The sequence below is a fragment of the Lewinella sp. JB7 genome (assembly GCF_024297185.1).
Classification (GTDB): domain Bacteria; phylum Bacteroidota; class Bacteroidia; order Chitinophagales; family Saprospiraceae; genus Neolewinella.
Window position 1 is genome coordinate 146,670 of the sequence record NZ_JANCTD010000008.1, and the last position, 11,976, is coordinate 158,645.

The window sequence follows — 11,976 nt, forward strand, 5'->3', positions numbered from 1 at the left end:
AGTTGCTACATTGGTCGCATGAAGCCGATCATGTTCCTATTGTTATTCACCGCACTATTTTCCTGCGGAAACCCCGCAGGACCGGGCGAAGAGACCGTCGACGGGTCTAAGTTCGTTCGCTTCGATACCTCGACGGTAGCGGGGCGCTGGTCGAAGGAACGGGCACAGGCCTATTACGACGACCGTCCGTGGATCGTGGGCGCTAACTACAACAACCGCGGGGCCATCAACCAGCTGGAAATGTTCCAGGCCGCCACCTTCGATACCGCGCAGATCAGCGAGGAGCTTGCCTGGGCCTCGTCCATCGGTATGAATTCCATGCGGGTGTACCTACACAACCTACTCTGGGAGCAAGACAGTACGGCCTTTCTCGACCGGCTGGAACAGTACCTCGGCGTCGCCGATCGCCACGGCATATCGACCACCTTCGTGCTGTTCGACGCCGTCTGGAACCCGGAGAGTCAACTCGGGCCCCAGCCCGCCCCCAAGCCCCATACGCACAACAGCGGCTGGGTGCAGAGCCCCCCCGAACGCCAGCTCCCAGGTGACCGCAGCCACTTCCCCCAGTTCAAATCATACGTCCAGGGCATCCTCCGCCACTTCGACGGCGACGAGCGCATCTTCATGTACGATCTGTACAACGAGCCGGACAACAACAACTTCGGCAAGTTTCCCAACGAGCGCGCCAATACCAAGGGCGACCGGGTCTTCCCGCTGCTGCGGTCCTGCTTCGAGTGGGGGAGGGAAGTAAACCCCTCCCAGCCGCTGACGGCCGGCGTATGGATCGGCGACTTGCGCAATCCCGATAGCCTGGGGGCCTTCAATGCGTTTCAACTGAATAACTCGGACATCATCTCCTTTCATTCCTACGGTACGCCGGAGCAACTGCAAGCTTCGTACCTGGACGTCCTGCCCCGCTACGGCCGGCCCATCGTGTGTACCGAGTACATGGCCCGCACCAACGGCAGCACCTTCGCCGGATACTTACCGGTATTCCGGGAGCAAAACATCGGCGCCTACAATTGGGGATTGGTGTCCGGAAAGAGCCAGACCATCTATCCGTGGTCGAGCTGGGACAGCACCTTCACCGCGGAGCCCCATCGGTGGTTTCACGACGTATTCCGGCCGGACGGGACGGCTTACGACAGTACCGAAGTCGCGCTGATCAAGGAGTTGACGGCCCGGTAGATCAACCGCCCTACGACAGGGAGGTCAGATTGAAGATGTAGACCGTCAGGAAGATGATGACCGCCAGGGCCAGTCCGCCGATGAAGGTATTGTAGCTGATCGTGAGCAGCAGGTACTTGCGGTGCAGGACCTGCCCCAGGTCGTAGAGGTCGCGCCCCAGATCGTCGTAGAGACTGTCCTGATCCATTTTCATCTTCGACATGTACTTGATGAAGTCCGATTTTTCGAGCTTCAGAAAGTTGCCGAAGTAGAGCAGGCTGGCCTCCTTACTTTCGAGCAGTTTGCGCTTCTTGATCCGGTATTCGGTTACCTTCGGCCGCGCGGAGAACACCGCGAAGATGACCGCCGTGAGGGAGCTGATGAGCAGAATGATGATGGGGGCCAGAAATTCCGGATCCTCGAAGAAGAGTTCCTCGAAGAAGCTCAGACCGGCACCGGAAACGGCGATGAGAATCGACAGGATGATCGTATTGATTGAGATCATCATGTTCGCCTTGTCGTCGGCGATACGGCTTAGGTTGATGTGGTTACGGAAGGCGGTGCGGTACATGGTGTCGATGCCGCGGCCGAAGTTCTTACCGGTCTTGGCCTTGACTTCCTTCTGCTGGATTTTGTAGTTGTTGCTCTGCTGCTTACTGACGTTCTTGCGCCGCCGGCCGTCGAATTCCTCTTTACCTACGTCGGTGAGGTAGTTGAACTTCAGCAGGAAATCTTGCATCTCCTGACCGAACTTGACCGGATCCCCCACCTTCCCGTCGAGTGCTTCCCGCTCGAGTTGCAGCAGATTTGACCGGCGCTCGTACCGTTTACGTCCCAGCCAGCTCCAGGCGGCATCGTGTAACAGGCGTACCTCAAAGGGGCTTTTGGCGGTGGCCGCGGGTGCGGTGGTTATCCAGGAAGCAATGTCTTCCGCCGCCGGGATGCTTTCCTCCTGGGCGAAGGTTTTGAACTCGGCGGCGGATCGCTCGGCGAATTTTTTGCTGCCACCGATGTAGCCGAGCGGATAGAATAGTGCGGCCAGCCGCAGCTGTTCGGTCAGCGTTTCATCTAGCTGGGCGTCCTCCGCCAGCTCAACGATCTTTTCGGCGATCTCTTCGGCGTAGGCGTAGTTGTGGAAGAGGTAGATAGGGTCGAGCGCCTCGTTAAAACGATTGCGGACGTACCCCTTCGCGCGGTCAAAAACCGTATCCTCAGTTTTCTCGGCGGTCGCCTTCTCCTCTTGATCCATTGTCGTTGGTGATTTGTGCATTACGGGTGAGTGTGGCGATCATACCGTGTCCTCCACGGCCCTCGCTGCTGATGTAAAGTTCACCGTTGGGACCGAAGGTAATCCCTTCCGGCTGGCGGAATACGTTCTGTTCGAGTAGTTCGACGTGCTTGACCTGGCTGTCGCGGTCGATCACGACCAGGATATTACCGACGGCGGAGATTACGAAAATGTAGCCCGTGGCGGGCTCGACGGCAATCCCGCTGGGTTTAATGACGTATTCCCGGTTCTTACCGAAAATGATCTGGCCCACGACGAGCCCGTCAATGAAGTAAGTCGGCTGATTATTCAGGCGATTTTCGAGCAGATCGTAAGTGTAGATGCCCCGGCGGGTTTCGTTATCTCCTTGCGGATTGAGTTCCTGAGCCTTCGGGACGATCAGTAGGGTATTGGTAATGGAATCGTAGCAGATGCCCTCCGTATCGTTGCGGTAGCTGAAGGAGGTTTCCAGTTTATTCGACTCCACTTCCGTCAGGGTATCCTGGGTGTAGGAGAAGGTGTGGATGTCGCCGTCGGCCTCCAGGGCGTAGAACTGGCGGTCCTTGCGGGTCAACCCCTCGTAGTCCAGGTCCTTGCCGAAGGTGATCTCCTGGAGGAGCTGGCCGCTGACCGTATTGACCCGAAACATGATGCCCTCCTCATCCTGTACGGCAAATACCTCGTCGGGCCGGAAGCCCCGGCACAACCCGCTGATCTCGTCGAGCTCTCCCGGCAGCTTCACGACCCGGTCCAGCCGGTCGAAATTGTACGGGAAGTAGTAATCATCGTCAACGGTGAAGCTCTCCGTCTCCGGGCGTTGCTGCAGGGTGAAGAGTACGTATCCGGTCCCCACGGCCAGTATGATCACCAAGATGATGATGGATATTAGGTTGGGTCTTTCCCAGATACTGTTCATGTGCGAATACTTTAGAAAGGAAATCCTGCGGCAAAGTTAAAGCGGCCACGCTCTTCGTCCAGGAAGTAGGTAGCGCTCAGGATGGTGGCTCCCAGAGGAGCGACCCAGACACCGCCGCCGTAGCCGAAGTGCCAGGTACTGCTGTCTTCGCCGTCGAGCCAGACGCGGCCGTGGTCAAGGCCGAGGATGAAACCACCTACGGTCGGTACCTCTCCCTTACCGAAACCAAAACCCATGAAGCGCAGGTCAATGTTCTGATAGACCATATTGTTTCCCAGGTAGCGATCGACCCGCGCGGCACGGTAGTTCATGCGTCCCCCCATACTGGCCAGCTGGTAGTACAGTGGGTCACCCGTATTGAACTCCACCCCGACGCGGGTAGCAAAGTTGATGGCCTTAGTCAGCATCCGGTAGAAGGTAAGGTTGCCTCCGTACTTCGTCGTTTGCAGGTCGCTGTTGTCGAGGTTCCAGCTCTGGCGGGCGAAAAGCTCGTACTTGATGCCGTTATCCGCCATCAGCGGGATTGCCAGGTTGTTGGAGGAGATGGCGGCTTCGATGCCGGCGAAAGCCTGGCGGTCGAATACCAGCGGATCGATTTCCTGGGTATTCTGGATGAGGGTATAGTCGGGTGCATCGTCGAGGTCGTAACTGTGGTAGAAGGGCCCGACGGAGAAACTGAAGCGGTTGCGTTTGCCCCGGAGCCGGAGCATGGGATTGAAGAACACCTCCTGGCGGCGGGCCCGGTTGTATTCGAGAATGAGGTCCTCGTCCAGGTCGATATCGTCGGCATCCGGTTGCCCGACCCCCTCATTGCCCAAGCCGAAGAAGTTGGCGACGTAACCGGGGCTGAAGTAATGGGCACCGATGGTCAGGTCCTTCTTGCGACCGAAGGTGTTGTTCAGCTCCCCCGCGTAAGTGAACTTGTAAAATTCGTTGGTGCTGTAGCTGCCCATGAGGGTATGCCGCTGGGCGTAAGGGTCCGGTTTGAAGCCAGTGACCGTATGCACCAGTCCGCCACCGACGAAAAAGCCGTCGTCCACGTTGAATCCCAGCGAGGGGACCGGCGTCGTGTAGTTGGGGTAATACTCCTGGAAGTCAAAAGTATTGAGTTCGGGGTGGTCATCGTTGCGGCGGTCCCGCAGTCGGGCGGTATTTCCACTCAGGTCCATACCTTCCTCCTCGTCGTACACCCGGGCGGTCAGGCGACCGCTGGCATTCACCCGGTCTCCGTCGGTGCCACCGATCACGCGCAGGTTGATGCGGCTACGCTCACCCGTCAGTTCGAAGTGATCGTCTCCGTCCATGCCGTACACGGTCACGTAGTCCGTCTCACCGGCGTGGAAGGTGCGGTCGTAGTACAGCTCGTCCGCTTCGCCGTCCTTGTCGGCGTCGTATACCTGGACGTGCAGGTCGCCGTTGGGAAGGCCCGTGAGCAGGAAGTAGTCGTCGCTGTCGGTACCCAGAACGTTGACGCGTTTGGCCAGCGTCTCGTAGTATTCGCCGGCAAAGCGGTCGAGTTGGTCGCGGCGCTGCTTGAGTTTGCCGGCGATGTTTTCCTGTTCGAGACTGTAGGGCAGTACTTCCGGGGGCATCCGCTGCAGGGCGCTGTCGATGAGTTCGTCGGTGAGGAGGCTTTGGATCTCCTGGGCCTGGGCCACCATCTGCTCCCGGGTTACGGCGTTCAGGAATACCCGGTCGTTCCACTTTCCGTTGAGTCCCCGCCACCGGGCTTTATCGAGGTCGCCGGTGAAGGGCCGCAGCTTCCGGGCTTCGGGGACGAATACCCGGGCCACGCCGAGCAGGCCGCCATCGAAATTGCTGAATACCTGGTCGCGGTCCCGGCCGACGGCCTCGTAGCGCGTACGTCCGTCCTCCTCCGGGAACGCCGCCCAGCGCCACTGGTCGCGGTGACGGTCCCAGTCGCCGATCAGAAAGTCGAACAGCCGGGCCCGGGCGTAATTCTCCTGGTCGGCGTAGTGTTTCCAGTCGTCCAGCAGGGCTTCGCGCATCTTGCTGTTGCTGATGATCTCCTTACTGCCGCCGAAGAAGCGGGTGCCGCTCCAGTCTTCGTCCGGCCGCTGTTCGAGCCAGTACATCTCACCGCCGAAGTTGGTGTTGAAATTGCCCAGAGCGGGTTGTTTGGGGACGTAGAAGAGGTAGGGATCCGCGGCGAGGAGGCCCAGCCGTTCCTGCATCGGAGGCAGGGTGAGGGGAGCGTAGGGGTGGATAGCGGTGAACTGATCCTTGGCCAGGTCGGCCGCGAAGCTTTTTTCCAGCAGACTGGGAAGCAACTGGGCGGGGTTCTTCCGTACCGACCGCAGCTGGTACAGGTGGCCGTCGCCTCCCTCGGTGTGCAGACTCATGGTGGTCATGCCCCCGCCCCGGCGGTAGGGGTTGAGGCCACCGAAGATGGTATCGATCTTGAGTACCGGAACTTCCACGGGTAGGTAGTACAGCGGCCGGTAGTGCCGACCGAAGGTTTTGCGGTAAGCCAGGTTTCTGTCTTCGGCTTCGTTGGCGTAGATGGAAGCCTTAACCGTCTTTTCGGTAACGGTTTCAGTAGGAACCTCCTCGATCCCTTCGTCCTGGGGGGCGAAGCGGTCCTCGATGATGCGCCGGTAAAAGACGCGCTCCTCCTGCCCATCTTCCCCAACGGTATAGAATCCGATGTATACGGAGCCCGTATCGTAGAAGTCCAGGCGGCTGTAGCCCACGGCTCCCTGTACGAAGTTGGCATCATTGCCGCCGATGCCGGGACCGCGGACGCTTCCCGATCCCGCCACGACTTGCATATACTCGCCTTCGTGCACCAGCATCATGTTGTGCTCGTGACCACTGACGAAGATGACGTTGATCTCGTCGTCGATGCCGGCCTTCACTTTGTTGATGAACTCCTGGTAACGAAGGTTGTGGAGGTCCTGCTGCCCGCCACCGACGCCCTGGATAAGCCGGAAGATGCTGCCCACGACCGGAAGGGGTACATAGGCTCCGGGGATGAGGTCCGCCAGGGGGAACAGGTGTTGGCTGAGACTGTACTGCCCGCCGCGGTTGCCGTTGGCCTGGAGGGGGTGGTGCATCATGACGATCTTCACTTGGTCGCGGTAGCCCTTGATCTCGTCGGCCAGCGCGAACGTCACCGCGTCCCGGTTAGTAAAATCGCAGCCCTCGCTCACCTCTTCGTCGCGATCCCAGTCGCTCATGTACCAGGCGGTATTGATGCCAAGCAGCCCGATGCGGTCGAAGAGCTCTTCGTCGTCGGGTCCGGAGCAGGCGTTGTTGGGCATGAACTTCACCTTCTTTTCGCTGTGGTCGTCGAAGTATTCTTCCAGCCGTTCCAGGCGACTGAACTGTCCGTCGCGGCCCAGTTCGTTTTCTCCCGGCGTGTAGTAGATTTTTCCGGGTACCCGCTGCAGGCGTTCGATGACGGCGTCCAGGTGGGCGGATTCCGCTTCGTTACGATTCTTGCGGAGCCCGTCGGGCCCGGTGATGTCACCCAACAGGAGCAGGGAGCTCGCTTTTTTACCGGCGGGCATCTGCTCGATCAGGGTGCCCAGGGTCGTCAGGCCGCGTTGGTAATCGTAACCGAGATCGCCGACCATAAAGGTGGAGTATTCCAACTGGCCCGTAGGTACGGCTTCGCTGGTGAGTCCCTCGATCTCTGCTTCGTGAAGTTTGTAGTCGGCACAGTGGCTGACGGAGAGGAGCACGGCCAAAAGGCCGGTGCTGCGAAGTAAGGCTTTGTGCATCGTGAGTATACTGTTCGGTTTATAACTACGCTTCCGCACCGGTGTTCGGGGCACGCATGGATTCGACCCCGGAGGGTACGCTTGCGATTGACTTCCCACCCTCCGGGAGTTTACCGTTCTTTGCGTCACCACCCCCCGCTTCCGCCCTGCGGCTCCGGCGGGGGATGCGACTCACTTAACCATAGACCACCCGAAGACCATGAAAGTAAATATACTCGCCATCGGCGTTCATCCGGACGACGTAGAACTCAGCTGCTCCGGCACCCTGCTGCACCACGCCGCCCTTGGCCACACCTTCGGCCTGCTCGATCTGACGCGGGGGGAGCTCGGATCCCGCGGAAACGCCGAGATCCGTACCCGGGAGGCGTACGCGGCCGCCAAGAAGCTGGGTGCCAAGTTCCGGGAGAACCTGGACCTGCCCGATGGCTTCATTACGTCCGACAAGAAAACGCTACTGAAGATCATTTCCGCTATCCGCGACTGCCAGCCCGACGTGGTACTGGCCAATGCCCTCTCGGATCGCCATCCCGACCACGGCCGCAGCGCCAGCATCATCGCCGAAGCCTGCTACCTCAGTGGACTACAGAAGATCGAAACCTACAACCTGGAGGGGGAGGAGCAGGAAAAATGGCGACCCCGCGCCGTCTACCACTACATTCAGGACCGCAACCGCCAACCGGATTTCGTGGTCGACATCGGCCCCTACGTCCAGCAAAAGTTTGAGGCCATTGCCTGTTACACTTCCCAGTTCAACGATCACGTGCCCGGAGAGTACTCGACGGAGGCGGCCACCCCCATCAGCGGCAAGGATTTCATGGACTTTCTCGCCGCCAAGAACCGCTACTTCGGGCGCGAGGCGGGTTACGAGTTCGCCGAGGCCTTCAATGTCAGTCGCTACCCCGGCGTGCGGGATCTTATGACCCTGGATTAGCCTGGCCCATGGCCACCAGCCGCTCTACCAGTCCTGAGTAGACGTCCCACCATCCTTTCCAGCCGAATTCCTCCGCGAAACTGCTGTTGTGCCATAGCAGGGGAAAGGGACCCCCGTAGCTACCCAGCAAGCTTGCTAGACGGAGAACGGCGGCTCCCGCGTCCGCGCCCGCAAGCCGTTCGTAGTTTTTAAGGGTAACGTCCATGGCCGCAAAGGGGTGAATGCGCAACCGCGTTTCGCGTTCCCGCTCCAAGTCGTACCAGAGGTAGGGCAGGTTCGTGCCCGCCCGCCAGCCGGAATGGTCGGCGTAGCCCATGCTGTGGTCGGACCGGATTCCGTGCTTTAACAGCTGACAATAAGTGTCGGGAAGCCGGAAGCGCAGGAAGTGTTGGCGGGAATCCGTAATCGCGCGACCAACGATTCCTTCCAGCCGCTCCAGTTCCCGGCCGATCAGCGCGGGCTGCTCCACCGAACGGTAGCCGGGGTGAATGCCGAGGTCCGCTCCGGTCGCCAGGGAGCGCATCCATTTTTCCTGCTCCGGGGGGATCGGGTAGGGGTTCGGGTCGCGGGTATCCCGGTCGTCGGCGAGCAGCCAGAAGTAGATAGCCCGCAGTCCGTGCCGGCGGTGGAGGGATTCCAGGGCGGGCAGGGTGAAGTAGGGATCACGGTCGGTGGAGGACCGCAGCCGCTGAAGAAAGCGGGTGGGTTTGCCGGTCAGCAGATCGCGTAGGCCACTGAGGTGTCCGCGCCAGCCCCGGTGACGGTAGGCCCAGAGCAGGTCGATATCGTAAGTGGGCCGGAATACGAAGGGGTGACGGCGGGACGGTGGCAAATCCGGAAACCAGGCACGTAGCTGGTGACCGATGGCTGCCGTCCATTCGCGTACGACCGGGCGGTGCAGGTAATCGTTGCGCAAAGCATGGCTCCTCTCCGCGGGAAAGCGTCCGTGGCGGTCCGGGGTAAACGGGGCGTATTCCTCGTAGCGGCTCAGGCAAAAAAAGATGCAAGCCAGCAGGTCGGGGCCGGCGTCGGTCAGGAAGAATACAGGCAGGCCGCGGTCGTTCAACTGGGCGGGGGGCGCGGGTCCGGTGTCTTTTCCGGAAAGCAATGGGTGATGGGGCAGGGCCCGGGACCCGTAGCCTCCGTACCGGATTTCGTAACGGGGTGTTCGTTGCCCGAAGACGGAGCGGTCGTTGGCGAAGCGAAAGCGGTAACCGAGATCTTCCCCGACCACGCGCAGGACGTACCGCAGGCGGGGGTGACGAATTTCGGTGGTGACCGTGATCTCGGGAGCGGAAGTCAAGTCGGGCGACAATTGAGCGGCTAAAGGTAGGTGCAAACAACAAAGGGGTGGCCCGGACTGTAATTTCGGTATATCTTTCCCCTCATGCGACGATTGATCCTTCTTGGTTACGGTATGCTATTTACCCTGGGACTTGCCGCCCAACAGGAGTTGCCCGGCAACCGGAACATTTACGATGCCAAGGATCTCGGCATTATCTACAATCACGAGCTCACCTTCAACGTGGCGCTGGCCACGCCGCGCAACTTCTTCTTCGGCGTGCGCTCCGGTAAGTTGATCACCTACGATAAGACCCGCTACTGGACGCTGACCTTCGGCGACATCCGGCACAGCCGGGAACGACGGGAGAATCCGGACCGGGTAAACGTGGTGAGCAACCGCGTCAGCCGCGCCTACGTGTTCGGGAAGCAAAACCAGCTGTACGCCCTCCGGCTCGGCTTCGGAAAGAAGCGGTTTCTGTCCGAAAAGGCGCGCGAACGCGGCGTCGCCATCGGCTATTCCTACGAATTCGGGCCGAGCCTCGGTCTGCTCAAACCCTACTATCTGGAGATCGAGCGTAACGACGCCGCTCCGATTGACGTACGGTATACGGGGGATAACCTGGACGTATTTATCAACAACCAGACCAACATCTTCGGCGCCTCGGCCTGGACGGTCGGGCTCGACGAAATCGGTTTCCGCCCGGGTGCGCACGTCAAGTTCGCTACCCACTTCGGTTTCGGGGCTTACGACGAGACCGCTAAATCCCTGGAAGCCGGGGTGATGGCCGATTACTTTTTCGGCAATACGGACATCATGGTCGAGAGCGACCTGACACCGGGGGTATCCAACAGCCCGCTGTTTCTAAGCTTGTTCCTGAATTTTCAGATCGGAAAGCGGTGGTAGGGAGAGGGGGTTAGTCGGTTAGTACGTTAGGGGGTAGTAGTTTAGGGGGTTAGTCGGTTAGTACGTTAGGGGGTAGTAGTTTAGGGGGTTAGTCGGTTAGTACGTTAGGGGGTAGTAGTTTAGGGGGTTAGTCGGTTAGGGGGGTAGTAATTTTGGTGATGGGCGGACGGTAATGGTGGGGGATAATTCACAAGCTATTGTATGGAATTGAAGGTAGGAGAGGATTATAGCATCGTGATCGATGCTATTGGAAGCGGGCACTTTGACTGGTTGCGCGACCGGGGTTATGCGGGCTGGGTTGTCATTATGGATGAGGAGACGGAGCGGCACTGTCTGCCCCGCATTCAACCGTGGCTGGAGGATGTACCAACGGTCCCCATTGTGGTGCCGGCGGGGGAGCTGCATAAACATCTGGATACCTGCAAATACATCTGGGAAGAAATGTTCCGGGGTGGGGTAGGGCGCCGATGGTGCTGTCTCAATCTAGGGGGTGGAGTGATCGGCGATATGGGCGGGTTCGCGGCGGCTACCTTTAAGCGGGGGATCGACTTTGTACAAATCCCTACGACCCTGCTGAGCCAGGTGGACGCCAGTGTCGGGGGGAAATTAGGTATTGACTTCTTTGCCGTTAAGAACAGCATCGGCCTGTTCGCTAATCCGCAGGCCGTATGGGTAGATGCCGGCTTCCTGCGTACGCTGCCCGCGCGGGAGCTACGGTCGGGGTACGCCGAAATCATTAAACACGCCCTGATCGCGAACGCCGGGCAGTGGGAGGAGATTCAGCAAATAGGCGACCTGGACTCGATCGACTGGGCGCCGGTAATCACGCGGAGCGTAGACATTAAGCGCCGGGTCGTGCTGGAAGATCCCCGGGAGCGCGGCTTACGCAAGGCGCTGAACTTTGGACATACGATCGGGCACGCCGTGGAGAGCTATTTCCTGCACCGCGAGGACCGACTGTTGCACGGGGAGGCTATTGCCATCGGGATGATCACGGAGTCGTGGCTTAGTCATCAACTCGGTACGCTGGGGGAGCGGGAACTGGCCGATATACGGCAGTACTGTCTGCGTACGTACGGACATCAGCACGTTCCGGAGTCGAGCTACCGGGAGCTGCTGGACCTGATGCGACAGGATAAGAAGAACGACGGGGAGGAGATCAACTTCACCTTCCTTGACCGACCCGGGGTGGCCGCCGTAAACAGAACAGCGACCGCGGATATGATCACGCGGTCGCTGAACTACTATAATACGTTGGGGGACTAATTCGCCGATTAGGAACCGACCTGAATGCGGCGGGGAGTCTTGGTCTCCTCCACCGGACGCAGCACGGGAACGAATACCTCCAGGATGCCGTTGGTGTAGGTAGCCCGGATGTTTTCTTCGTCGGTGCTTTCGGGGAGGGTGAAGCTGCGGCTGAACGTGTGGTAGTTGTGCTCCCGCCGGCTGTAGGAGTTGTGGTCACGTACCCGGTCTTCGTGCAGTTCGCCCTTGATGGTGAGAATGTCGTTGTGGACGCTGACGTGAAAGTCATCGCGCTGGTATCCCGGAGCGGCGAGTTCGATGAGGTATCCTCCCCGGTCTTCCTCGTCCATTTCCGTGATGTTGGCGCCGGGGATGCTGAGTTCGTAATCACCGCTCATGGTCTGGTCGCCGAAGAGTCGTCTGCGCTGTTCGTCGAACAGGTGGTCGATGTGGCGGTACCGGGAGTTGGCGGGGGTAATGCCCCGAAATGACGTGAATTCTCGCATGATGATGGTG

9 protein-coding genes are annotated in these 11,976 nt (G+C 59.5%); 4 read left to right on the forward strand and 5 right to left on the reverse strand.

What is annotated here, in order from left to right:
* The first annotated feature begins 18 nt into the window (after positions 1-18).
* Positions 19-1,188, forward strand: coding sequence for a cellulase family glycosylhydrolase (locus tag NMA52_RS14960; RefSeq protein WP_254828504.1), 1,170 nt, complete (start codon positions 19-21; stop codon positions 1,186-1,188).
* A gap of 10 nt (positions 1,189-1,198) precedes the next feature.
* Here the strand turns inward: NMA52_RS14960 and NMA52_RS14965 are convergent, their stop codons facing one another.
* The 3 genes from NMA52_RS14965 to NMA52_RS14975 are packed head-to-tail and all read right to left on the reverse strand — an operon-like array spanning position 1,199 to position 7,096.
* The gene (locus NMA52_RS14965; RefSeq protein ID WP_254828505.1) at positions 1,199-2,416 is read right to left on the reverse strand and encodes a Pycsar system effector family protein; all 1,218 of its coding nucleotides are present in this window, start codon (positions 2,414-2,416) and stop codon (positions 1,199-1,201) included.
* A complete protein-coding gene (locus NMA52_RS14970) occupies positions 2,379-3,350 on the reverse strand; it encodes an SdiA-regulated domain-containing protein (protein WP_254828506.1) in 972 nt (323 codons plus the stop codon). The genes NMA52_RS14965 and NMA52_RS14970 overlap by 38 nt, the downstream gene beginning before the upstream one ends.
* 11 nt (positions 3,351-3,361) lie before the next feature.
* Positions 3,362-7,096 (reverse strand): hypothetical protein, encoded by a 3,735-nt coding sequence (locus NMA52_RS14975; RefSeq protein WP_254828507.1) that lies wholly within the window; start codon positions 7,094-7,096, stop codon positions 3,362-3,364.
* 199 nt (positions 7,097-7,295) lie between these two features.
* Here NMA52_RS14975 and bshB1 point away from each other — a divergent pair, with 199 nt between their 5' ends.
* Positions 7,296-8,027, forward strand: coding sequence for a bacillithiol biosynthesis deacetylase BshB1 (gene bshB1, locus NMA52_RS14980; RefSeq protein WP_254828508.1), 732 nt, complete (start codon positions 7,296-7,298; stop codon positions 8,025-8,027).
* Here bshB1 and NMA52_RS14985 read toward each other — a convergent pair.
* A complete protein-coding gene (locus NMA52_RS14985; RefSeq protein WP_254828509.1) occupies positions 8,011-9,342 on the reverse strand; it encodes a polysaccharide deacetylase family protein in 1,332 nt (443 codons plus the stop codon). The two genes, bshB1 and NMA52_RS14985, sit on opposite strands and share 17 nt — an antisense overlap.
* Positions 9,343-9,414: 72 nt before the next feature.
* Between NMA52_RS14985 and NMA52_RS14990 the strand changes: the two genes are divergently transcribed.
* Positions 9,415-10,215, forward strand: coding sequence for a hypothetical protein (locus tag NMA52_RS14990; RefSeq protein WP_254828510.1), 801 nt, complete (start codon positions 9,415-9,417; stop codon positions 10,213-10,215).
* 201 nt (positions 10,216-10,416) lie between these two features.
* Positions 10,417-11,481: a 3-dehydroquinate synthase gene (aroB, locus tag NMA52_RS14995; RefSeq protein ID WP_254828511.1), complete on the forward strand. Its 1,065-nt coding sequence runs from the start codon at positions 10,417-10,419 to the stop codon at positions 11,479-11,481.
* An 8-nt stretch (positions 11,482-11,489) separates the two neighbouring features.
* On the opposite strand, the gene NMA52_RS15000 is transcribed toward aroB, so the two are convergent.
* Positions 11,490-11,966: an Hsp20/alpha crystallin family protein gene (locus NMA52_RS15000; RefSeq protein WP_254828512.1), complete on the reverse strand. Its 477-nt coding sequence runs from the start codon at positions 11,964-11,966 to the stop codon at positions 11,490-11,492.
* Between the last annotated feature and the right edge of the window lie 10 nt (positions 11,967-11,976).

Coding starts and splice junctions, on each gene's coding strand:
- NMA52_RS14960 (WP_254828504.1), top strand. CDS start 19: ATGAAGCCGATCATGTTCCTATTGTTATTCACCGCACTATTTTCCTGC.
- NMA52_RS14965 (WP_254828505.1), bottom strand. CDS start 2,416: ATGGATCAAGAGGAGAAGGCGACCGCCGAGAAAACTGAGGATACGGTT.
- NMA52_RS14970 (WP_254828506.1), bottom strand. CDS start 3,350: ATGAACAGTATCTGGGAAAGACCCAACCTAATATCCATCATCATCTTG.
- NMA52_RS14975 (WP_254828507.1), bottom strand. CDS start 7,096: ATGCACAAAGCCTTACTTCGCAGCACCGGCCTTTTGGCCGTGCTCCTC.
- bshB1 (WP_254828508.1), top strand. CDS start 7,296: ATGAAAGTAAATATACTCGCCATCGGCGTTCATCCGGACGACGTAGAA.
- NMA52_RS14990 (WP_254828510.1), top strand. CDS start 9,415: ATGCGACGATTGATCCTTCTTGGTTACGGTATGCTATTTACCCTGGGA.
- aroB (WP_254828511.1), top strand. CDS start 10,417: ATGGAATTGAAGGTAGGAGAGGATTATAGCATCGTGATCGATGCTATT.
- NMA52_RS15000 (WP_254828512.1), bottom strand. CDS start 11,966: ATGCGAGAATTCACGTCATTTCGGGGCATTACCCCCGCCAACTCCCGG.